The organism is Chryseobacterium sp. 7 (assembly GCF_003663845.1).
Classification (GTDB): Bacteria; Bacteroidota; Bacteroidia; order Flavobacteriales; family Weeksellaceae; genus Chryseobacterium.
The window spans coordinates 3,970,396-3,994,461 of sequence record NZ_RCCA01000001.1; the positions used below are offsets into that span (position 1 = coordinate 3,970,396).

Here is a 24,066-nt window from a genome sequence, read left to right on the forward strand (position 1 = left end):
ATTTTCCCGGCACAAGACATTAAGTTTGCCCTATGCAAGTGAGCGATATCCCAACAAAAAACTGGCAGTTAGACCTTAACAATGCAGGTAAAATTGTAGCCGGATATGATGATATTCAGCAGTGTATTGCTATTATTCTGCGCACCCGAAAAGGAGAAGACCCCCTAAGACCAGACTTTGGAAGTGATATCTGGAAATGGCTCGATAAACCCATATCTGCCTCAATTCCCAACATGAAAAGAGAAATTATTCAGGCCCTGCAATCATATGAACCCCGAATAACCATCCAAAAAATTGTCCATGAAATGGATATAACAGAGGGCAAAAGCAATATTATTTTTGGGATTACCTACAAAACCGGAGAGAATTACACAGGTACCTTTCAGTATCACCTGAAACAGGACACCAGGCCTTTGGCTCTTTCCGCATCCTACCTGCCTGATGCATTCCTCTATTTTATTGAGATGTCTTTACAGGGTGGGGAGGTTACTCCAGCGAGTCCACAAAATGGATTCCTGTCTATTAATGAAATGATGAAATGGGTACATCAATTTTGGGGAAATCTGGGCAATTGGTATCTACTCATCCAGGAAAACAAGGTGATTGTGTATATCAATACCCAATTAGGAGCATCCGGTAAATTGACCGTCACAAGTGTTACAAGTGAATTACACGCACCATTTCCAGAGAGATACGATCTTATCAATTACAATATCATATTTAAGAAAGACGGACGCAGAATAGCTCCCTGGAATTCAGAAGGCTTTCAGACCGAAAATGAAGCGTTGAATTTCGTAAGTCAGCAATACAAAGACTATGGGAAGTGGATCTTAAAAGACAATTATTTAGTGCTCATAGCAAGTGAGCCTTTAGATGGCTGTACGTTAGAAATTAACCTATTAACAAAAGGGGCTTTTAGCTCTGATTTTAATGAAGACTTTGAAATATAATGGAAGCACCTGAATTTATAGATATAGACCCTGAAACCATTATCCGCGAGATAAAATCGGACTACGAGCAGATGACCGGCAGTACCCTTTATCCCGGACAGGTAGAACAATTGCTGATTAATGCTTTGGCCTATCGGGAAGTCTTATTAAGAACACAGATTCAAAATGCCGCAACACAGAATCTGGTAGCCTTCAGCTCTGCCCCCTTTTTAGATTTCCTGGGAGATCTGGTCGGCGTAAAAAGACTTCCACCTTCTAAGGCTTTCGTTCAGGTAAAAATGAAATGTACGCCAGGACACGGAGTTCTCACCATACCAAAGGGCATTAGAATACAGGCTAATAATACCGGGGAGGTCTTTGCTCTCATGGAGGATGTGACCCTTCAGGCTGATGAAGATGAAAAAACAGCATCATTTGTCAGTGTGAATAACGGCGCACAGGCTAATGGATTGAATCCCGGGGAAATATCAATCATATTAGACCCTCAGCCTTATCTCTTCTCGGTAACCAACATCAATACATCCACAGGCGGAAGCAATGAAGAATCGGACGAAGCTTTGCGAGAGCGTATTACCCTGGCTCCACAATCTTTCAGCAATGCCGGAAGCCGCGGAGCGTATGCCTTTTTTGCACGCAGCGCCAATGCAGCAATTATGGATGTAGGAATCACCTCCCCTCTTCCCGGTCAGGTTAATATTTATCCATTAATGAAAGACGGAGAATTACCCAGCCAGGCCGTTTTGGACCAGGTAAAGATCGCATGCAGCGATGAAAAAGTACGACCCCTCACAGACACAGTTATCGTACTGCCCCCTACCGCTAAAAGTTACCAGATTGATGTTGATCTCACATTAATCACAGGGGCTTTAAGTTCGGAAGTTATCGCTATGGTACATGATAAACTCATCAATTATGCCAGCAGCAGGAAGATGAAAACAGGACTTGACGTGGTTATCGAAAAAATTATAGGAGAAGCCATGAAAGTAGATTCTGTGTATGAGGTAAAGGTAAATTCACCTTTATCGACAATCCTTGTCGGTGAAGATCAGGTAGCCCTATGCTCGGGGGTCAATGTTAAAGTAACAGGATATAGCGATGAATAATATACTGCCCGAGAGCTTGCAGCAACCCCATATCATCGCTTTTGACCTTTTGGCAAAAAAGCGCTTTAATGCCATAGAGCTAGATACCCTGCTGGTCTACATGATTGATTCCGTACCGGAATCAGTCCTAAGAACATTAGCGATTCAGTTTGATCTCATGGGCTACAATGGATGGAAACTCGCAGACACCACCGAAAAGAAAAGAGACCTTATCAAAAGAGGAATTGAGCTTCACAGGTATAAAGGGACGCTCTGGGCCATCAAAGAAGCCCTGAGAACAGTAGGATTTCCTGATGCAACCATTACAGAGCATGTAAACCACTGGGCAGGATTTACCATTGAACTGGGTATTGGGCAGAATGCTGTAGATCCACAGCGTATTGAAGATGCCCTGGCCATGGTCAAAGCCTATAAGAATGAACGATCACATCTCATGGGATTTGAATTTAAACTCGATTTCCAGGAAATGCTTTCATTGGTCGATGACAGCTATGAAGCTCCCGGAATAGAAAGTGAAGATGCTCTATTCTTAGGGGGTGACTTTATATATGACGGCACCTACACCTACAATGGTGAAAAAAATTACAACAACGACAACGATGTTTTAGAAATCATAATAAACTGAGATGAAAGAAAATATAATAACAAAAGGATCTCTGGAAATCATTGTAAAAGATTCGGCAACACGACAAACCCTGAAGCGGATGAGCGGTGATAATCTTATTGTTTCCGGAGGAATCATCAACGTAGCCAAACTACTGGGCGGAGATCTTTCCGGGAAAAGTATTTCCAAAGTAGGTTTTGGTGAAGGCCTCGCCGATCCCTCACCACAAGACAATGCCCTGGTCAATGGTTTCTATAAAAATATAGATAGCGTTACCTACCCTTCCATGAGTAAGGTACAATTTACTTTTTCTTTAGCTGCCGGGGAGGCGAACGGACTCAAAATTACAGAGCTGGGACTTTTTAATGCAGATCTGGTCATGTTTTCAAGAAAAACCAGACCGGAAATACTCAAGACATCAGCAATTATTTTAACAGGAATCTGGACCATAACAATTAACTAAAATGGGAGTTTTACAAGAATCAGCAGAGTGGGAAAAAAGCATCTATCAGATAGAACAGTCGGATGTAGTACGGGGAGGTGATCCCCAGTCCGGAGGAATTGCCAACCGACAGGCTCAGCAGCTGGCCAATAGAACGAAGTATCTTTATGATCATTTCAGCAAAAGAAAATCTCTAACCATCAAGCAGGTTTCACAGAGCATTCAATTGACTTTGCCTGATATCGTGGATAAAGACGTCGTTTTGGATATTGCAAGCAGCGGCAAAGTGGTAACAGTAAATACTTCAGGAATTAATGAGGGTCAGGTTATGTCTTTCACCGCACTGGGGACAAACAGAAACGCCGTAAAAATAGAAACCGGAATCCCCATAGAAGCAACTCCCGATGATGAGTTTAAAACAGATTTGTGGTTACATGGCGGAGAAAGCTTTTCAGCAGCATTCTACGGAGGTAAACTCTATCTCATCGGTGGAAATATTCATCTGGAAAACATTGGTGAAGTACGCTATGGATATACCCCGCAATCTTTCTCTCTCCCGGCAAACGGCACTCTTGTTAACCGAGCGGATTTCCCAAGACTTTGGCAAATGGTCAGCAAATATTCCAAGATCGTTACAGACTCCCAGTGGCTCAGTGCCAGTGGTTTAAACAGCGGATATTTTTCCTCAGGCAATGGTACTTCTACTTTCAGGGTGCCGGATTTACGAGGTCTTTTCATTCGTGGATTAGACGCTGGAAGGGGCATAGACCTGGACAGAAATTCAGCAAACATTCAGGACGGATCTTTCCAGGCAGATGCTTTAAAAAAGCACAAACACCTCATTACCGATGTTCATCCCTATGATGGATTTGCACTGCTGGGAGGAGGATTTAATGGAGGAGCAAATAACTTCAAATGGAGAAATACTGAAACCCAGGAAGCAGGAACCTATGAAACAAGACCGCAAAACATAGCCCTAACACCTTATATAAGATTTTAAGATGGATACAACGAATATTAAAAATAAGATCAACCTAAACATCAAAGACAATCAGGCCAGAGAAATTACCGCTGAAAAAGTCAGGGAGGTGCTGTATTATATCGTGGATGAGTTTAATGATAACTTTGTCGATGAAAAAGGCATTGATGGAAAACTCGATAAAACGACCGAGACCGTTTCAGGTCCTGATACCGTTTTTAAGTATGCCTATATTCTTGACCAGGATAATAATGTCAGAAGAATGTTTGCCGGTGATCTGGGGAAAAATGTTGCCAATTCGGCATTGACATCAATTGCCGGAGCCGGATTGACTCTAGGCGCCAACTGGACCATTAATACAGCAGGATTCTATTATTACCTCAAAAATTTGCCCGATAAATCAACAGATTCCACATTTGTAAGAATGAGAGTCCAGGATTCAACAGGCCAGGAAGCATGGAGTAACGGGAAAAATATCGTCTTACGTTTTCCCTCACTGGCAACCGATGCCGAAAAAACGACCTTTAGAAATGGACTGAAATTATCAACTGAAAATTTCTCTACAGGGACCCCAAGAATTGATGTCCTACTCCTTCCTTTTATTGACAATACAAAGAACTTCATTCAATATACAACACTCGTAGGAGTCAATCTATTTGTGGATAATATTACCCCAAACGCCTACATCAAAATTAAAAGAATCAAGGATATTAACGGTACAATTCTTCCAGCACCTGAAACCTATGATGTCGATAATTTCACTGTACTGCAGAATTTCCCCAATAACCTGAATTTTGGAATCAACTGGAAAACAAAGCCAGAAGGATATTACCAGGTTTTTGTAACCCATAACAATATGACAAACGCAAGCTCCCCGGAATTAATCGTAAAAGAAGGATTAACTTACAGCCAGTTTACAGGCATTGCGAACTGGCAGAAAGCTTCAGGAGGGGATTCTTCCGTAAATGACACAGCCATTTCATCTGGATCTCAAAACACCCTCTATTACTCCGATAACTTAATAAATACCGCCGAAGTAAATGCAGGTTTTATGGCCTCATTTTCTTTAAATAATCAATTAACCAACTATGGAGCCAACTTCGTTAACTTTTGGAGATGCGGGTTAATTGGCAACGGGGATAGCGTATTCTATGGAGTTCAGTACTACGATGGCGGCGGAATAGGCATGTTACCTGGCACTACATTGGCCATAAGAAACGATACTTTTCATATTGCCTATTATAATGGAGTCGTATATGTCATCGCCGAAGGAAATGGCAAAACGTATCAACAGTTTAACAGTACTTACAATTTATACCCGAAAAGGTTTGTTTTCCAATTAGGTGGAGGAGGACAAGGCTCTATCAGTATGCAGGTACTAGGAAAAATTCTATTATCTTAAAAATTAAAAGCATGAACGAAAATTTAAACATACCCGAAAATATTCAAAAAATTACCTTTTTTGTAATCAGTTTGTTCTGCACATTAGGTAAATATCTTATAAAGTGGGATTATAAGCTTACTACATTATATGCTATTCTAACAAGTAACAATCTTGTTTTTGACCGTTTTTTCCACATATGCCCGAAAAGCTGAACAAAAACTTCAAAAGAAGCTAATATATTAATCTTTTAATACAATAATCACAATGAAAAATTATACTCAGGCTCCTTTGCCTTTTCAGGGACAGAAAAGAAAATTTTTAAAACACTTTAAAGAAGCTTTAAAAGAATTCTCACCCAATGCTACCTATGTAGATTTATTTGGTGGATCGGGACTGCTCAGCCATACTGTGAAAAATTTCTATCCGGATGCAACGGTTATTTATAATGATTTTGATAATTACACATTACGCATTGAGAATATTGATAACACCAATACTTTACTGGCTGATATTCGGGCAATCTGTTCTAAAAATACCAATAGAAAAGACAAAGAAAGACTAAGTGATAGTCTTTGTCGTGAAATTATTGAAAGAATAAGCCATGAGCAAGGTTTTATCGACTGGGTGACCATATCATCATCTTTACTGTTCTCCATGAATTATGTGACAAACTTTGACCAGCTGAAAAAAGAAACATTCTATAATAAGGTCAGATTAAGTGATTATAACGCAGAGGGCTATCTTGAAGGGGTAAACACAACTAAAAAAGATTATCGTGATTTATTTGCCGATTATAGAAATAATACAGATGTAGTCTTTTTGGTTGATCCTCCCTATCTATCAACAGATACCACAACATACAACCGTAATGATTATTGGAAATTGTCAGACTATCTCAATGTACTCAAGACTATTGAAGATACATCTTACTTCTATTTTACAAGCAATAAAAGCCAAATTACAGAGCTTTGCGAGTGGATGCAGCAGCATGGATACTGCAGAAGTCCTTTTGATGGAGCTAAAACCATAACCGTAGGAACACAGCTGACTTACAATGCTGCTTACAATGATATAATGATCTATAGAAATATTTTTTAAACAGTATTTCAATTCTCTTTTAAAGCATCCCAAATGGATGCTTTTATTATATATAGAAACAACAAACATAACAATAAAGCCGGATCGGTATTTCACGTTTTTGTTTGGCCAATTAGAAGTTCAAAAAATATCTCTATATTAGCACCCATAATTTTTACGAAACAAGCGTAAGCTATCATTTGGGATAAAGAAAACCGCGAATTTTCTAAAACAGTTCTAAAAATGATAGGCTTACGCCCTCGTACCTATATGGGCGTGAGGGCTGTAAGTCATATCTGAACTGTTGGGTTCTTCGCGGTACCTCTTTATCGGATTGGCTTCAGTATCACGCCTTTCTTATTTTAATGTGATTTTTATCATGTGTAAGAAAATACGTCACGGTTTGTCGCCGTGTCGTGATAGCTTTGCATTAGAACGGCTGAAAACACATAAATAATAAGGTTAAGAATGTTCATGCTAAATCTATAAAACAACTCTTTATCTTGTGAACAAAAAAATATACTTTTGCAGGAAAGTTAAAACATAAATATTTAATACATATATAATTATGAAAGTACAATTATTTTCGATTGCACTATTAGTGTCATCATTTTCATTCGCCCAAAGCTGGAATACTACTGGGAATTCAGGGACTAATCCATCCAATAATTTTATTGGAACTACAGACAACCAACCTCTGGTTTTTAAAACGAACAATACAAAAGTGATGAACATTCTTCCAAATGGAGTAATAAATGTAGGAACTAATGATCCGGGAGGTAGTGGTGAGGCTTATTTCAGAATCTATAAGGAAGACAATCTGGCTTTTGAGATCGCTAATTCATTGGGATCATTCCAGATCGGAAAATCGGGCTGTTCAGGCTGTTGGGGTGGACAAATCGGAGATACAGTTCTTAGAAACTTAGGAAAAAGCCACAATATCATTATCGCTCAACCTAATGATGGTAATGATGGCTCTACCTATTTCGGTATTCAGGATGCTTATAATGGAACCTGGGTAAAGTTTTTCAATAATGCTATTGCCAGATTTGACGGTAAAATTAAGGCTAAAGAGGTTGAAGTAAAAGCTAATGTATGGGCTGATTATGTCTTTAAAAAAGAATATCAGCTGAAATCTTTAGAGGAGGTTGAAAAACATATTAATGAAAAAGGGCATTTGCCTAACATTCCCACTGCTCAGCAAGTACTGGAAAACGGAATTAATGTTGCTGAAATGAATTCTAAGCTGCTTGAGAAGATTGAAGAATTAACATTATATTCTATTGAGCAAAATAAGCAATTAAAGTTCCAGGCAGAAGAAATTAAGATGTTAAGAAAACAATCCGAAGAGCTTCAGGAACTCAAAAGTCAAGTTCAGCAATTATTATCAACCAAAAAATAATCACCAATGAAAAGAAAATTACTATCACTTTCATCCCTGATGATAAGCTTCTTCGGGTTTTCCCAAACCGAAGTCTATTTCAAATATGATGAAGCAGGAAATCAAAGATACAGGGGAACTAATATCGCTGGGAAAATAGCCCAAGAGCCTGTACAAACCGTAGCTAAAACAGCTTCCCCTACTCAAATTATAGATGAAACTTCATTTTGGAAGCAAATTAGACTATATCCCGTTCCTGTAAACGACTATCTTACGATAGACTGGAGTGAAGAGGTAGATGGACTCATAGAATCTATTTCACTGTATCAGCATAGTACAGTTCACTGGAAATTCCAGCAGCAGAATGCGCCTGATCTTAACAAGCAAGTAAAGGTTAACATGATAGGCTATGATTGGGGGGTATACGTTGTACAATTTACCCTAAAAGATGGCAGAATTTTTAGTAAAAATATCACCAAACGATAAGAGCCATGAAACGTTACGATAAGAAAATACAACTATTTTCAACAATTATACTGTCACTTTGTTCGGTATTGGGCTTTTCACAGACCATACTGTATCAAACAGAAAGTACCTCAAGGACGGTTCAAGACCCGCAATCAGTGGTGTTAGCACAAGGATTCTATGCTTCTTCCAGCTCATCGAATCCCTTTGTTGCTAAGATCGGTCCAGCTACTGAGAATCCGGGAGGTGGACCTGTGGACTCTGGCGCTGGATCAACCAACCCATCAGGAACGACAGCACCGGATGGAAAGAGTTTTCATGACACTAAAGGAAATATTGAGGTTAATGGAGCTGGGCAATTGCAATTCACATTACCTATTGCCCTCCCTCCAGGAGTAAAAAGTGTAGCACCACAGATTAATCTATTGTATACCAGTGGGGCTTCTAATGGAATAGCTGGTTATGGCTGGAATATTTCAGGAATTACCTCTATTTCAAGAGCCGGAAAAACAATTGATAAAGACGCAGAAGCTAAAGCAGTACAAATTGATTATTCTGATTATTATAGTTTTAATGGTCAGCGATTGATTTTAAAATCTGGAGAATATGGTAAAGATGGTGCAGAATATGTGACAGAGAAATATTCTAATATCAAAATAAAATCTGTCGGAAATAGTTTAAATATTTCAGGACCTAACTATTGGGAAGTGACTTTTGAAAATGGTTCTCAAGCTAAATATGAGAAAACATTTTCAACAGGATTTATGGGCGATACTACCCCAGCATTGGAGTATAACATCACAAAATGGAAAGATCCTCAAGGGAACTTCATCACATACAACTATGAATATACACCACTTGGTTCCGCGGGTATTAATGGTGGCGTGTCCAGAATATCCACTATAACATGGGGAGGAAATGAAACATTAAACAAACCTCATTATAACAGCATTGAATTTACTTATATAGACAGGGACTTGATCGAACAGTCATATGTACAGGGATTAAAATATACTCAAAATAAACTTTTGTCCGAAATTAAGGTAAGTTACAATGGCAGTCAATTTAAAAAATATGGAATTGATTACATTAAAAATGGAACAAATTATCAATCAGTTGATAAGATAACGGAGTACAATGCAGAAAACAAAGCTGCTAATCCGGTAGTTTTTACTTATCCAGCTCCTACCCAGCCTGTTTTAGAGTTTTCAGATAATAATGTAGATAGCTTTGAAAACGTAAAGCTGACAGGTGACTTTAATGGTGATGGATATTTGGATTTTTCAATGAACAATGGTGTAGTGAAGCTTGGAGGATTGAATAATACCTTTACGGATATTTCCACAGGTAAAACCTTTAATACAGAAGCTAAAGTTATCAGTACGTTGTTAGATGAAGAAGGACAAATCCATAATGGAAACGGAATTGTTCAATACGAAGGCGGCAAAGTAGTAGGGTACATTTTCAGAGATAATACCTTTGCTAAAGTATTTGAGAAGGTGGTTTATGTTGATCCAAACTGTACATATCAGGGAGGTGGCGTAGGCTGTAGTATACAAATGGCTTCATTCAATGAAGGAGATATTAATGGTGATGGTATTTCGGATGTATTTGTGAAGATCAATAAAAAAATTTGCCAGTTTGAACCAACACCCGGATGTAATGATTTAACAAAAACAACTATGTCCACTTCTGATGGTACAATTAACAGACCACCGCCATGTCATGAACTCAATTGTAATACTTATTTGGTAGGGAATTATATTGTTGACTTAAAAAATGCTGACAATCCTTTATCAACCTATACAGTTGATTCAGGGATCAATGAAAGTTCTTATTACAAGCAGCAATATCTGGATGTAGATGGCGATGGTAAAATAAATATTATTGATATTTCCAATACAGCCTATACCGTATTTGAGTTTATAAAAACAGCTCCTAATCAGTATCTTAAGAAGATAAAATTCTCCGGTAATTTAGCTGAAACAAAAGCACCTGAATTTCCTGTTTTGTTTGGAGACTTTAACGGTGATGGGAACCTTGACTTTACGATCCCAACAACAGATAACAAGGATAAAGATAACTGGAGGTTTTATATGGGGACAGGAAAAGGATTTTCCAATATCTTAAAAACTGACTTTTTGAAATACAGAAAACCTAATGACTATCAAAACAGTAATTACCCTACTTTTAATATTTACCAGCATGTATATTCGGTATCAGACATCAATAAAGACGGGAAATCGGATATTGTACATATACTGCCCTATAATAAAGCAGGTGTAGTAAATTCAAGTGGACTTATACTGAATAGATATTACGGCTATACTATTGACACTTATACATCTAATGGAGCTACGGCCAATGGAAGTCCTGATTTTTATACAAGCTATACATATAACGGCTCTAATTATGTAACAGGTACCAGTGAATTTGCTTTATTCTCTCCTATCACATCACAGGTAAAAATCAACAACAACTATTATGATGTACTATTATTCTGGAAAGAGAGAATGCACAAGCTTAAATCACCTTCTTCTGCTGGAAAGCTGTCTCAAGTGCAAACTATTACTCAGGGAGGGATTACTACATCAGCAGATTATTTAGAGGTAATCCCGAATAATCCTCTTAACCCTAATTTTTATCAAAAGGTTAAAAAAGAATATTATCCTTATTTTTCTTTAAGCAGGGTTGACCAATCCTATGCTGTATCTCAACTTAGACAAGAAGGCAGAAAGCAGGATTTTCGATACAGAGGGATGACCGGACATATGCATGGAAAAGGGATGATGGGCTATTATCAATCTGCCCGCAGTTCATGGTATGCAGACGGTTTTGAAAATACGAAAATCTGGTCAGCAGTAGAAATAGATCCTCTTTTTGATGGGCTTCCGGTGAAAGAATGGAGTATCTCGACCAACGACGAATCAAAAATATTCCCTGCTGATATTTCTGAGAACAACACCCAGCTATTAAGTTTCAAATCTACTATTTACCAAACAGATAAATTATTAAACGGACAAATCGTAACAGGCATAATTGCTGATGCTGATAAGCCAAAGGTGATAACTGCTACTGTTCCCAAAAGTACTAAAACAAAGGATTTCCTGAATGATACATTAACAAACGCTTCTATTACTTATGGGGATTATTATCTTCCAAAGCAAAGTGTATCGAATGTTAATAATGGATATGCAATAACAACTTCTAATTTTGAATATATTCATAATACATCAGGAATTGCGGCAGATTACTTTGTAGGTCGTCCTCAATCTAAAACTGATCAAATCTCAGCTTACGGAGATACCAAATCCGCAAAAGAAGAATATACTTATGAGAGTAATCTCTTAAAAACACAGAAAACCTGGAACAGAGATAATACCGGATATTTACTGGAAACTTATAGTTACGATGGTTTTGGAAATATTACCGGAAAAATAACTAGCAATAGTATTGATTCCCAAATTCAGACAGAAGCAAGCGTATATGATCCGAAAGGGAGATTTGTTGTAAAGAAAACAGATAACTTAGGATTAGAAACAGGTATTGAGTATAATGACTGGGGGCAGATCAAAAAGCAAACTGATCCGTTAGGAAATATCCTTACCAATACCTACGATGCATGGGGTAAAATCCTTACCTCCAAAACAAATCTTGGAGGAACGACTACCTATCAATATAATAGAGATAACAATTCTAATATCACTGTTACACAGTATAATCCGGATGGAGATATTTCAAAAAAATATACCAATAAGCTAGGACAGGAATATAAAGTCTCTACGAAGGCATTTGGACAGGGACAATTTGTTTCTAAAGAAACCCAGTATGACATACTGGGAAGAAAAATTAGGGAATCCGAGCATTATTTTGAAGGACAAAGTGCTTCTGGATGGAATACCATTACTTATGATGACTCTGTTTTCCCTATCACCAAAGCAACCGCTACATCATTCAATGGTAAGCAGATGGAAACTACTGTCTCAGGCTTGACCACAATTGTCAAAGAACTTAACGGTTATGGAAGAACTACTTCCAAAAACACTGATGCTTTAGGAAATGTAGTTTCTTCAACGGACAAAGGAGGAACGATTACCTTCTTCTATAATGCAGCCGGAGAGCAAATCAAAGCACAGTATGCAGAAAATATTGTCACCACAAAATATGATTCCTGGGGAAGAAAATTAGAATTTAATGATCCTTCCAACGGATTGTACAAATATGAATATGACGGATTCGGACAACCGAAGAAGATCATAAGTCCGAAAGGAACAAAAGAATATATGTATAATAATCTGGGACAGTTGGTTGCTCAGACGGAAATTTCAACTATAGACGGAGGGCAGGCTACCAACAAAACAATTTCTTTTACTTATGATAATAAAGGAAGGTTAGTTTCAAAAGATGGAACATCTAAAGGAAAAGCTTACAGTTCAAATGTGTCTTATGATCAACAAGGAAGAGTATTATCATCCTCAGAAAGCAGTAACGGAAAATACTTTATCCAGAAAGGAATTACCTATGATGATAAAGGAAGGGTAATTTCTTATGAAAAGCAGCTCTATTCTTCCGGTGCTCTTACTAAAGTTCAGATTGAGAATCTGTACAGCGCCTGGAGTGGTGAACTGTATCAGGTAAAAGACAAAAACTCTGGTAAAATCCTATGGGAATTGACAGAAGCCAATGCCAAAGGGCAAGTGCTGAAAGCAAAATTAGGTGCGGCTAACATTAATAATACATACGATGATAATGGTTTCCTTACGAATGTGAATCACTCTTCGGCACTAAAACCAGGTATTCTCCAACTCTCTTATTCATTCAATGCTATAAAAAATGAACTCAAGAGTAGAACAACAGGTGGAGACTTTAATATTGTTGAATCTTTCGATTATGATGATAATAATCGTTTGGTAAACTGGACAAATCCTGTGACAGGGATCAAGCCAACAAGCAACAGAAACGTTTATGATGTTAAAGGTAGAATCATAGAGAACGACCAAGTGGGAATCATGAAGTATGAGAACTCAGCTAAGATCTACCAGCCAACAGGAATGACTTTGAATGCAGCAGGAACACAAAATTATAACAATGATTTAATACAAAGCATTACCTACAATGAGAACAATGACCCTGTATTCATTGATGGAATGAAAGGAGATGTTGCCTTCCAGTATGGACTTACGAATATGAGACAAAGAGTTACCTATGGTGGTAATTTCAGTATTGATGGAGATGGTAAGTTCACCAAATTTTACAGTGAAGACGGAAGCTATGAAATCGTAAAAGATAATACGACCGGAAAAGAAAAGCATATCATTTATATTGGGGGCACACCTTATGAATCCAATATTGTATATTTAAAAAACTTTACAGAGAGCATCGGTTCTTACAAATTTTTACATAAGGATTATATTGGAAGCATCCTAGCCATCAGCGATGAAGCCGGAAATAAATTAGAGCAGAGACATTTTGATGCATGGGGTAATTTCACACACCTCCAGATAGGAAATGGAGTCATTATTACAGATAAAAATATCATTGATAATGCTTCGTTATTAGTAGACAGAGGCTATACAAGCCACGAACATTTTGCAGAAGTAGGAATCATCCACATGAATGGTAGATTATATGATCCGTTATTGAGAAGATTCTTAAATGCAGATGAAAATATCCAGGACCCTACAAATACCCAAAACTATAATAAGTACGGGTATGTGATGAATAATCCCTTGATGTATAATGACCCTAGCGGGGAATTCTGGCAGATTTTTGCAATTCCTATTGTTAAAGCGTTACTTTTTGCTGTAGTCTCTTACACTGCTACTGTTTTGATTACTGGTGCGAAGTTTAATATTCTTAACTTATATTCTAGCATTGTAATGAGTTTGATAAGTGCGGGGATAACAACTGTTATAGGGGATGTCTTTTCTACTGCAACTGCAAGTATAGGAAATGAAGCTTTAAAAAGCCTCGTCCATGCAGGTGTACAGGGAACATTAAGCTTTATGCAGGGTGACAACTTTTTCACTGCAGCAGCAAGTGCATTTTTATCCAGCTTTGCTTCTTTTGGATATGCTAAAGCTATTGGAGAAGCTGCATATAGCGGTGTAGGCCAGGTTGCATTCAGCATGCTTTCAGGTGGTGTGGGATCTGCCCTTACAGGAGGTAATTTCTGGGAAGGTGTGAAGATTGGTGCTATTGTATCTATTTTTAATCATCTAGCTCACAGAGGAGACAATCTTTTCAAGGCTTCTAAATCAGATGAGGATGGTGATTCTTCAATCATGAAGATAATGAAGGCGAATAGTCCTGTAGGAATTGAATCTGAACAGGGATCTTCTTCTTCTTCTTCTTTTGTTTTTAAAAAATTAAGAAGTACTAACTGGCAGGTTGCTGATGTCTCAAATATCCACTATACTAGTGTCACTTCATTATATCCTAATCTTGACATTTTCTTTTTGTCTGTTACTAGAGGGTATTATCAATTTCCTGTTAAATATGCAAATGGCTATGTTTTACCTAGCAATATAGCAGCAAATATAGCAGCAAAGGCTACTGATTTTGGACTAAAAGAGACTAGAAATTATTACACTATTCGACAAGGTAACGCAATGCAAGCTGAAATGCAAAACTTTTTTAAAACTTCTGTGAATTTTTACCTTGGAACATGGGGAGGCAGGTTTTCATTTTCTCCACCGATGGGCTATAAAGGAATTCCAACCCCATATAGAAGAAATTTAAACCCATTCCAATAAATTATAATTATGAAAAAACTACATATTTTAATTCTTATATTTGTTACTATGAATTTTGAAGCACAAAAAATTGAAGATATTTTTGGAAAAAAATTAGGATCTTTAAATACTTATACTAAAGATCAAACATTTGAAAATAAATTACCTTTATCTTTTTTAGGAAAAGAAGTAAAAGCTTCTAATATTGGCATTAACAATGATACAATAAATTCAATAATTTTTTCCATAGATGTAAAGCATTCAGATATCTTAAGTAAATTATTAGAGTTATATGGAAGTCCGAAAGTTGCTTTTGAAGCCAATCTATTTCCAAGTCAAAACAATAATGATAAAGAAGGTACATTTAGCTCTGGTATAGCATCCAGTAAGGACTTTAAGTTTGATAAAGCTAAATTAAATGAATACATTTATATTGTTTGGGATACCGAAAACTATATGCTAAATTATTATAAGCCTAATTCAGCAATGAATGAAAGTTTGGATGTTAGAATAGAAATGATAAATAAAGGTTTTTAGAAATTTCTTATTCACTAACTTTATATTTTTAGCTCCTGCACTTACTGCAGGAGCTTTTTTATGTAAATATCAGAAGTAATTTTATTTGGTAAACATGCTTACATGAAGCTATTTTAGTCCGTTAAGAACGTTCACCAATCCCAAGTCTCACTTGTTTTAAAGCCTCATTTTCCCTCTTTTTCTTTCCTACAGTGTAAACATTTGTAATAGACTCTGTTCGATGACTGGCTGCTGTCTTTGCAAGATTAATATCCGGTATAGCGATATAATCCGGTGCTAATGGGTCAGGTTTAAATCCATCTAAAATATCTAAGAACAAATGCTTCAGAGCATAGAAATCTTCTGTAACCTTTATAATATTTCCGTTTTCATCTTTTATATTATCAGACTGCTTTATCAGTCTATACCAACGTTTAGTAATTTGATATGGCTGTATTGGATCCTTTCCTGGAACCAAACCTTTGGAAAAAAGATAATCATTTTCAGATTTACACATAGATAAGATTTCCCGCCAATAAGGAATCGCATCAGGAAGAATAACTTTTATAGTTTCTGTATATTGTCTTCCCTTCCTAATAATGACTTTATATTCCTGTTGAATTAAATTAACGTCTTTTTTCTGCAATCTCATTAATTCTGATGTTCTAGCTCCCGAAAGAAAAAATATCTTAAAATATCGAAAGAAATCAGGGTAATTCTCTTCTATATAATCGTGGACTATTTGGTATTTTGAATCTGAAAGAGTTTCCCGGATTGTTACAATTGTTTTCTGCTTGGATATTTCTCTGCATGGGTTATGCTCAATACAACCATACTGTATGAGTTCTTTGAATAAACTCATCATAACACTTCTATACTTATTGTAGACAGAAGGTGTCAATTTAGCATGTTCAAAAGCATTTTTAATATGCCAAATTTTTACTTCTGATATTTTCAGCTCATCATATTTTAACCTTTCAAAAAAAGGTTTTAATCGTGCTATACACTGCTTGACTTGTTTTAAATGAATTGATGATGCACTAATTTTATCGTATGCCAATTCCAATGCCTTTATAAACGGAGTGTACGGAGATAGTTCAATATACTGCGAATCCTCTATTACTGCAATAGATTTTTTTTGAATAGGATTATAACCTTCTTTTAAAGTTTTTAATTCATTTTCTAATAGAATTTTAGTGGCGTTTCGCCTATCTTCAATATCCTTATATTCATTCATACCCTTAACAATAGTAAGACGACCATAAGGGTATTTATCTTTGAATAAGGGATCGTGGAAATAATATTGAATTTTCCATGTTAATGTAAGAGATTTTTTTCCGGCAGTTTTCCAGTCTTTCGGAAATACCGAAGGAGTACTACAAGAACATCCATTCGGAAGTAGAATTTTGCTGCGTTTCATTGCTTTGTTTATTAACGATTTTATTAACGTTTGTAAACTGCAATGCTAAAATGTATTTAAATAAAAAGCGGAAAACCCAATGTGGGAAAGGCTTTCCGCCTAGAGCCAACTACGGGACTTGAACCCGTGACCTCTTCCTTACCAAAGATAAGACTTGCGAATTATCAAAATATATGCTCTGATTATCAATTGTTTATATTTTAAATTTTAACTGTTTTTAATGCTATAAACACGGTTACAAACACGATTGTAAGCACATTTTTAACCTTACATTATCATGTAAATCAACACTTCAAATATCCATTTTCTCTTAGTTCTTTATGGATGGATTGAATGTCTTCAGGGATACCTCCCTTAATGAGCCAGTTTACATCCAGTCCATTCTGTATTGCCAAATCCATTAGAACAGGAATACCTCCTACTTTATGACCTAGCTTTTCAAGTTCCGGATTGAACTCAACCCAATAATCTTCGTGAAGCTTATTTACTATAAGAAGAACTTTAAAAATTCGAGCAATAATAGCTACGTAAAACTTTTCTAACTTCCAATTATATTGAAGATCATTAAGCTGATCTGTAATTTGCTCTAACAATTCGTTTAATAAAAATAGGTTAAGCCACGCTTCACCAAATTTATCCTTGGTAACAGAAACATGCTTGTTTATTAAACCACTCATATCGCGGACATCCATACTCAAATAACCAATTGAATAAATATGTTGAGATGATATTTTGCAATACTTTTTCAACCTCTCCTCTACTTCATCCCTTAACTCCTCTACTGATTTTTCGCTTAACAATTCAAACTGCAATCTATTAGCCAGCACCAAATCCTTTTTCAAAAGTCTGAATATTAACTTATCTTTTTCTATCGAAGGAAGATTGGAAACAGCTTCTTTAAACTCTTCAGAGAATTTCATTCTATCTCTTTTTTTAGGCATTAAACAAATCGATTATTATAAAAAAACTAACACTTATTTCTCTTCTAAATAATAGACAGCATCAGGCTTTGTCGCCAAAATTTCTTTAAAGTTATTCATATCAAATGATGGTTGATTAAAAGAAATTACCGCAGTGAAACTCCATATTTCTGAGATGTATCTAATATCAACATATATGTCAGGATAAATATTACTGATGTTGTTATTATCAGACCTAAGAATAATTACATTTTGATCTTTAGGATGCCTGAACACTCTTTTTAATAATAGAGAATCAAGCTCAGGTATTATTAAGGCATGAATCCTACCCTCTCCAAAATTTCTAATATTGTCAATAAATTTTCCCACAAAATAATCTCCATCTTTGATCCCCTCTTCCATAGAGCATCCCTGCACCTCAAAACATCTAAATGTTCCGTTTCTAAGATATGGCAATCTAAAGGTAGGTAATGCTTCTACAAAACTGGCATCCATAAATCCACCTCCCACATAGCCGGCTGCAAGTTTAGCAGGGACCGCCAGAATATTTTCTTCCTCTTCGTTAGATTCAACAGTAACTACAGCAGGCAAGCGATTATAATTGATATAAGGCCTCTTTTCAAATTTAGACCCTGAAACAGCGCTGCTATCGCATTCTGATCTTAACATTTCACCTTTGCCTGTTAGAAGCCACTCAGGATTAAAATCAGGATATTTATCAATGATAATTCTCAATTTATCTACCCCTAAACTATTACCACTATCTAAGAATCCTGTTGAAAACCCAGTTGTTGTATAAAATTTATTTTTACTTATCCCTTTATAATCAAGAAACTGTAAAATTTTCTCCTTATCAGTCATGATTTTTATCTTTAATAATTTTCAAATATAAGATAATTATCATATATTTGTGTTGTAAAACAAACATGAACATTTAAAACTATGGACAAAGATAAGAAAACAAAACAGTACAATGGTTATAATAAGGATATTATAAGAAGACTCAAACAAAAACACGGCTTTACGGCACGTTTCATCTATGCCTCTCTTAGAGGGAATAGAACCAGTGATAGCTCAACCAAAATAGTTGATGATTACAATAAAATGAAAAAGGCAATTCAACAGGTCCTAAACAATATATAGTAATGAAAACAGAAAACTTACTGCGGAGATTTAATGCACTAGAGCAACGCATACGCCGAAGTGAACAATCTTTGGAAGAAGCTAAGCTTGAGGCGTCTACATTAAAACAATTAATCGACAACTCGCAAAGTACTAAAAAAGAAGACATCTCATTTTTAGCTTCTTTGGCAGTAAGTAAGAGAAACGCTCGATTGGGAATAAAGTATGTGGACGGTAAACCTGTGAAAATATAAAAGCCACCCGCACCCAGCAGATGGCTAATGTTTAAGAAAAATTGCTAAAAAAATGATGACAACAAAAGTAAAAAAAATAAATAGCCATGAAACCACACACTAACGACCTCCCTACTACACTTGCAATAGCTCTGATAGTAGTAGGAACAATTTTAACCGGATATGTTCAATCACTAAATTTTTAAATCATGATGAAGCTTGAAAATAAGCTAAGAATAGTACGCATTTCAGCGCTGGTAAGAATGTTTGACACTTTTACTCAACTTAAATTATTTGAAACTGTTATTAAACAAGAAAAAAGGTCTGACTGGGATATATCAGAGCTATTTAAAGAACTGTTCAATATAGATTTATCTGCTTATCATAAAACAGAAGATGAAGAAGCCAATAAATGCATAGAACTTCATTCAGAACTTGAATATCTAATAGAGCGTTATAAGGGATTTGATTTTCTAAAATTTGACAGAGAAAACATAATGGCATTTCTCAACTATACTGAAAATAAAAATCATTCCCTAAAGATTAATCACTTAATGTATAGTAGTGTTATGGAGGTTGTTTGCAGCTACTATAATAATACTACTATCAGCGAAGAAGACTTTTTTAAAAGTATAAATTACTATAAGAGCTTAACATTTCCTGTTTTTCCACTTAATGTAAAAAGTATGGTTAGAAGTCTTCAAGAAACAGAAAAAAGTTTTATAACGATCAGTGAACTAAGAACAACAAGAAAACAATTAAAAGATGGAATTACAAATATTTAACAGTCAAAAATTCGGAAAAATCAGAGCTTTCCAATCTGAAGACAGCAGCCCTTTATTTGTCGCTGTTGATGTCGCAAGGGCTCTGGGATATGAAGATCCGGCTAAAGCAATCGCAACTCATTGTAAATCAGGCGACACGACAAAACGGTTTGTCGCTCACAAAAACGGTATTGGAGGAACATATGTCCAGATCATTAATGAGCCCAACCTTTACAGGCTGATTATGAAATCTAAATTAAAGGAAGCAGAGTCTTTTCAAGATTGGGTTTTTGAAGAGGTTCTTCCTACTATGCGTAAACATGGAGGTTATATAGTAACCCAGGTAACGGACACGAATGAAATGATCATGGCTAAAGGGTTTCAAATAGCAATGCAAACTATCGAAAATGTAAAGCTTAAGAACAAACAATTGGAAATGCAAAATGAGATCCAGCAGCAACAGATCATAAGTGACGCTCCTTGGGTTGACTTATCAAAAAACTGTTATAACAGCACCGGATCCTACACAGCCTCTATCCTATCAGCAAGATTAGGATTTAGAAGTGCAAAAGCATTGAATGCAGAATTGAAAAAGTTAGGCATTCAATACAAAATAAAAGGTGATGATTGTTGGAAGCTTACTGCAAAATATTCTGGCAATGGATATACTAAAACAATACCATATCCATTTTTCAGATCTGACGGAACCTCTGACACCAGAAACAGAATGGAATGGACCGAGAAAGGATTTGTTTTCCTCAGGGAGTTTTTGAGTACAAAACAGATCATACCATAAATTCTTTCAAATGTGCTAAAAAAGCACTTTTAAACCCTATAAAATAATATTATGACATTTTACCAAGACAACAAAAGAAACCCATCACAACCATTCAGTAACGATACTTTTAAACTTAGCTTATCAGAAATTCTACTCGGATGCGTTCCAGACATTGATAAGTTCCTGAAAGAGTTCTTATCAAGTAATGAATACCTGGAATATTCAGACATAAGCCCAGTGTACTCAAATGATCAGACCCGCAAAATACCTATAAAAGAAAGGGAAATAATAGATTATCTGGTAGAGATTCCGGCAGCAGCACACATCCTGTACTGGCTTTTCTTTAAAACAACAGATGAGTATTTTAAAAACAAGATTGACCTTCGTATAACGGAACTCAACCAGGCAATAGGTCCTCGTACAGGAGAACTGGTTATTAAGAATTATTAATTTTTTACCTGAAACATTTCAAATTAGTTAGAATGAATCTTAAAACAGCTATGGACCACTTTTGGAGTATGAACGAAATCCATTCATTCAATTCGACTGAGATCGCTCTTTATATGTATCTGATACGCATAAACGACCTTTGCTCATGGAAAGAATCCTTCAAGCATAACAATAGTAAAATCATAGCAAGCATCAAAGTTACATTCAAAACTTTGGCAAATGCCCGAAATAAATTAAAACAGGCAGGAATGATAGATTTTGTAACCAAAAACGGAGCTTCTGAAACGCTATACTCCCTAACCTTTGGAAATTTTACAGAGGCTCGGGATGAGGTTCCTACCAAGGTTAAGGATGAGGTTTATTCCAAGGTTTCGCCGAGGTTTGGTAAGGGTAAAGTATATACTAACTGTATTAATAATAGTAGTATTAATAATAGTAGTATTAATAAATATATTGTGAAGGGTCAGGAAAAAGAAAAATTTCTTTTTGTTTCGATTAAAAATCTCAACGACTATCTTCAAAATTTTAAGGGCAATAAATCTCACTTTATTCTGGCCTACAGATTTTGGAAATTATGGATCGAAGAAAACCCTAAAGCTTCGCATCTGCTCAAAGCCGATGTTTATCAGTGGGTAAATACCATGAAATTAATTATTGTCAACGACCAAAACGGAGTGGAAAGAATGCTTGCCATCCTGGAACATTTCAAAAGATGCCAGGCGAAGCAATTGGGCTTTAACGATTTTTGGTTTACCACCATTTCAAGCCTGAAAGCTTTTCGCAAAACAGGCAAAGATGACGTAAAGCAGATTGATAAAATCGCAAAAGAAGTCAATCAGACCGCCGAAAAACAGCCCGAATTTCATCTGGCTATTGAAACCGCAATTAAAAAATTTAAACAGTATGAAAGCTCTTGTACACCTTCGAAACAGGTTTGATTATGCCAGTAGAAATTCAGGAACATTGAAGTTAACTCAAACCGACATTGATGCCTTGCAGCAGCTCATTAATGAAGAGAATTCCAAACAGCGAAATACCTCTCTCGAGGATGCTCTTCTCTTATTTTACCTTCTAAAATGCTATAAAGTTCAGAATGAAAATAATAAAGCCGTTTTGCGGGAAAAACCGTTAGAGGAAATCAATTTTCCAATGGGAATGCCTGATGCCATGGATATTATGAGAAGAATAACCATGCTCATAGACCCAAAAGAAGAAGTGATACGAAAAATTACAGATGAACTTTGGATTTATCAGCAGTATGAACGCATACCGAAAGATCGGGATGTATACCTGAAAGAAATGTATAGAGAACAAAACTGGGAACAAAATGATCATCTATCGACTTTAAAAGTAACGCCACAAAAAATGGTCCCAATCAAAAAAGAAGAGAGGATCACCTATCAGCAGGTAGAAGAGTTAATCAATAATCTGCTTAAAAAAGCTAAAGAAGAGTTTCCAAAACTTAAATTATGGAATGAAGGATACAGATTCAAGGAAGTTAAACCTTTGAGTTCTGCCTATCAACAAAGATCGGATAATACGTAATTTTTGAGTAATGATTGAGCCGATTAAACCCATTGCAGCAGGATATGAAGATCCAGTGTTACTCAATATTTCAGATTATTTAATCCGCAGAACGGATCATTATCCCAAACCCATTCCCATACTTTGCATTAAGCAGGATGGATATCATATCCCTTTCATGTCTGAAGATAATATCTCCATTCTTTTCGGACCTGCAAAAGCAAGAAAATCAGGACTTATAAAATCAATGTGTCAGGCTATTTTAAATGGAAGTAATGAAAAAATGTTCTCAACCTATCAAAGCAAAAAAATTGCAGTAATTGACACCGAACAATCACAGCATGACAGCCACGATGCAGTAAAAGGAATTTATTATATGACAGGCGCCGATATAGATTATTACAGTGTTTTAACCCTTACCAAAGACCAAAAAAAACAATTGGTAGAGCAGCATTTGAAACAAAACCCCGATTGCAAAATGCTGATCATTGATAACATTGTACACTTTGTAAAAGACTTTAATAACGTTGCGGAAAGTGGGGAAATCACTCAGTGGCTGCTCAAATTAAAATCAGAGTATAAAACACATATTCTTGTGGTCATTCATGAAAACCCATCCGGAACTTACAATCAGAGCCTCAAACCCCGCGGAAATCTGGGAACCAATCTTATGAACCTCTGTGAAACAGCCATCAGAATTCAGAAAGATCCCGATGATGAAACAAGAAGTATTGTCTCTGCTGCCCTTACCAGAGGAAAAACATTCCGGGACTTTATCCTGATGATGGATGACCAGAAAATCCCCTTCCTCATGGATGATCATTCTTTACATGAAAAAAAGACCGCCAAAAAACCCAATTATTAATGAAACCCATAAAACTGAAAATCGTAGCAATATCAATATGAAAAGTTTACAATCAAAAACCAGAGACGGTACAGAAATAGAGATCATTATATCAGACAATGCCATTAAATCGGGGTTCAGCATTGGGAAGCCGACAGATCTGGAAATGATAGTAACGGATAAAAACAACGAGCAGTATCAGGCTGATGTGTTTTTAAAGTCGGGATGGACCCATAAGGAGCTTCAGGAAATCATAACAGAGACCGTCCTAAGTTGCGATGCAAAAGTTAAACGGATACGGGCTACAATCAAGGGGCTTGTGTCGATAAATTAAGTAAAAAATAACATACACCCCTGGAATCCGAGTAGGTACTTT

At 36.3% G+C, this 24,066-nt stretch carries 23 protein-coding genes; 20 read left to right on the forward strand and 3 right to left on the reverse strand.

What is annotated here, in order from left to right; all coding sequences use genetic code 11:
* Positions 1 to 32 precede the first annotated feature (32 nt).
* The 11 genes from CLU97_RS18195 (at position 33) to CLU97_RS18250 (ending at position 15,656) form a co-directional block, all read left to right on the forward strand.
* On the forward strand, positions 33 to 950 hold the full coding sequence (locus CLU97_RS18195; RefSeq protein WP_121489192.1) for a GPW/gp25 family protein: 918 nt from the start codon (positions 33 to 35) through the stop codon (positions 948 to 950).
* A complete protein-coding gene (locus CLU97_RS18200; protein WP_121489193.1) occupies positions 950 to 2,053 on the forward strand; it encodes a baseplate J/gp47 family protein in 1,104 nt (367 codons plus the stop codon). Before CLU97_RS18195 ends, CLU97_RS18200 begins: the two co-directional genes overlap by 1 nt.
* On the forward strand, positions 2,046 to 2,678 hold the full coding sequence (locus tag CLU97_RS18205; protein WP_121489194.1) for a phage tail protein: 633 nt from the start codon (positions 2,046 to 2,048) through the stop codon (positions 2,676 to 2,678). The genes CLU97_RS18200 and CLU97_RS18205 overlap by 8 nt, the downstream gene beginning before the upstream one ends.
* Position 2,679: 1 nt before the next feature.
* Positions 2,680 to 3,120, forward strand: coding sequence for a hypothetical protein (locus CLU97_RS18210; RefSeq protein WP_121489195.1), 441 nt, complete (start codon positions 2,680 to 2,682; stop codon positions 3,118 to 3,120).
* Between the two features lies 1 nt (position 3,121).
* The gene (locus CLU97_RS24095; protein ID WP_228437793.1) at positions 3,122 to 4,099 is read left to right on the forward strand and encodes a phage tail protein; all 978 of its coding nucleotides are present in this window, start codon (positions 3,122 to 3,124) and stop codon (positions 4,097 to 4,099) included.
* A 1-nt stretch (position 4,100) separates the two neighbouring features.
* Positions 4,101 to 5,480 (forward strand): hypothetical protein, encoded by a 1,380-nt coding sequence (locus CLU97_RS18220; protein ID WP_121489196.1) that lies wholly within the window; start codon positions 4,101 to 4,103, stop codon positions 5,478 to 5,480.
* A gap of 246 nt (positions 5,481 to 5,726) precedes the next feature.
* The gene (locus CLU97_RS18225) at positions 5,727 to 6,560 is read left to right on the forward strand and encodes a DNA adenine methylase (protein WP_121489197.1); all 834 of its coding nucleotides are present in this window, start codon (positions 5,727 to 5,729) and stop codon (positions 6,558 to 6,560) included.
* Positions 6,561 to 7,107: 547 nt separating this feature from the next.
* Positions 7,108 to 7,941 (forward strand): cell wall anchor protein, encoded by an 834-nt coding sequence (locus CLU97_RS18230; protein ID WP_121489198.1) that lies wholly within the window; start codon positions 7,108 to 7,110, stop codon positions 7,939 to 7,941.
* 6 nt (positions 7,942 to 7,947) lie between these two features.
* Entirely contained in the window at positions 7,948 to 8,406 is a 459-nt protein-coding gene (locus CLU97_RS18235; RefSeq protein ID WP_121489199.1) for a hypothetical protein, read from the forward strand.
* A 5-nt stretch (positions 8,407 to 8,411) separates the two neighbouring features.
* Positions 8,412 to 15,140, forward strand: coding sequence for an RHS repeat domain-containing protein (locus tag CLU97_RS18245; RefSeq protein ID WP_228437795.1), 6,729 nt, complete (start codon positions 8,412 to 8,414; stop codon positions 15,138 to 15,140).
* A 9-nt stretch (positions 15,141 to 15,149) separates the two neighbouring features.
* Positions 15,150 to 15,656, forward strand: coding sequence for a hypothetical protein (locus tag CLU97_RS18250; RefSeq protein ID WP_147436517.1), 507 nt, complete (start codon positions 15,150 to 15,152; stop codon positions 15,654 to 15,656).
* 121 nt (positions 15,657 to 15,777) lie between these two features.
* On the opposite strand, the gene CLU97_RS18255 is transcribed toward CLU97_RS18250, so the two are convergent.
* The 3 genes from CLU97_RS18255 to CLU97_RS18265 form a co-directional block, all read right to left on the reverse strand.
* Entirely contained in the window at positions 15,778 to 17,055 is a 1,278-nt protein-coding gene (locus CLU97_RS18255; protein WP_121489201.1) for a tyrosine-type recombinase/integrase, read from the reverse strand.
* A 284-nt stretch (positions 17,056 to 17,339) separates the two neighbouring features.
* Positions 17,340 to 17,975 carry a hypothetical protein gene (locus CLU97_RS18260; protein ID WP_121489790.1) on the reverse strand — a complete coding sequence of 212 codons (636 nt, stop codon included), beginning with the start codon at positions 17,973 to 17,975 and terminating at the stop codon, positions 17,340 to 17,342.
* Positions 17,976 to 18,029: 54 nt separating this feature from the next.
* Positions 18,030 to 18,836: a helix-turn-helix transcriptional regulator gene (locus CLU97_RS18265; protein ID WP_121489202.1), complete on the reverse strand. Its 807-nt coding sequence runs from the start codon at positions 18,834 to 18,836 to the stop codon at positions 18,030 to 18,032.
* An 81-nt stretch (positions 18,837 to 18,917) separates the two neighbouring features.
* Here CLU97_RS18265 and CLU97_RS18270 point away from each other — a divergent pair, with 81 nt between their 5' ends.
* The 9 genes from CLU97_RS18270 (at position 18,918) to CLU97_RS18310 (ending at position 24,024) form a co-directional block, all read left to right on the forward strand.
* A complete protein-coding gene (locus CLU97_RS18270) occupies positions 18,918 to 19,118 on the forward strand; it encodes a hypothetical protein (protein ID WP_121489203.1) in 201 nt (66 codons plus the stop codon).
* A gap of 2 nt (positions 19,119 to 19,120) precedes the next feature.
* Entirely contained in the window at positions 19,121 to 19,351 is a 231-nt protein-coding gene (locus CLU97_RS18275) for a hypothetical protein (RefSeq protein ID WP_121489204.1), read from the forward strand.
* A gap of 188 nt (positions 19,352 to 19,539) precedes the next feature.
* The gene (locus tag CLU97_RS18280) at positions 19,540 to 20,115 is read left to right on the forward strand and encodes a hypothetical protein (protein WP_121489205.1); all 576 of its coding nucleotides are present in this window, start codon (positions 19,540 to 19,542) and stop codon (positions 20,113 to 20,115) included.
* Positions 20,096 to 20,890, forward strand: coding sequence for a phage antirepressor (locus CLU97_RS18285; RefSeq protein ID WP_121489206.1), 795 nt, complete (start codon positions 20,096 to 20,098; stop codon positions 20,888 to 20,890). Before CLU97_RS18280 ends, CLU97_RS18285 begins: the two co-directional genes overlap by 20 nt.
* Positions 20,891 to 20,941: 51 nt before the next feature.
* Entirely contained in the window at positions 20,942 to 21,322 is a 381-nt protein-coding gene (locus CLU97_RS18290; protein WP_121489207.1) for a hypothetical protein, read from the forward strand.
* 32 nt (positions 21,323 to 21,354) lie between these two features.
* Complete coding sequence (locus tag CLU97_RS18295; protein ID WP_121489208.1) at positions 21,355 to 22,260, forward strand: hypothetical protein; 906 nt, start codon at positions 21,355 to 21,357, stop codon at positions 22,258 to 22,260.
* A complete protein-coding gene (locus tag CLU97_RS18300) occupies positions 22,226 to 22,867 on the forward strand; it encodes a hypothetical protein (protein WP_121489209.1) in 642 nt (213 codons plus the stop codon). Before CLU97_RS18295 ends, CLU97_RS18300 begins: the two co-directional genes overlap by 35 nt.
* 10 nt (positions 22,868 to 22,877) lie before the next feature.
* Complete coding sequence (locus tag CLU97_RS18305; protein WP_121489210.1) at positions 22,878 to 23,711, forward strand: AAA family ATPase; 834 nt, start codon at positions 22,878 to 22,880, stop codon at positions 23,709 to 23,711.
* A complete protein-coding gene (locus CLU97_RS18310) occupies positions 23,662 to 24,024 on the forward strand; it encodes a hypothetical protein (protein WP_183084609.1) in 363 nt (120 codons plus the stop codon). The genes CLU97_RS18305 and CLU97_RS18310 overlap by 50 nt, the downstream gene beginning before the upstream one ends.
* Positions 24,025 to 24,066 lie beyond the last annotated feature (42 nt).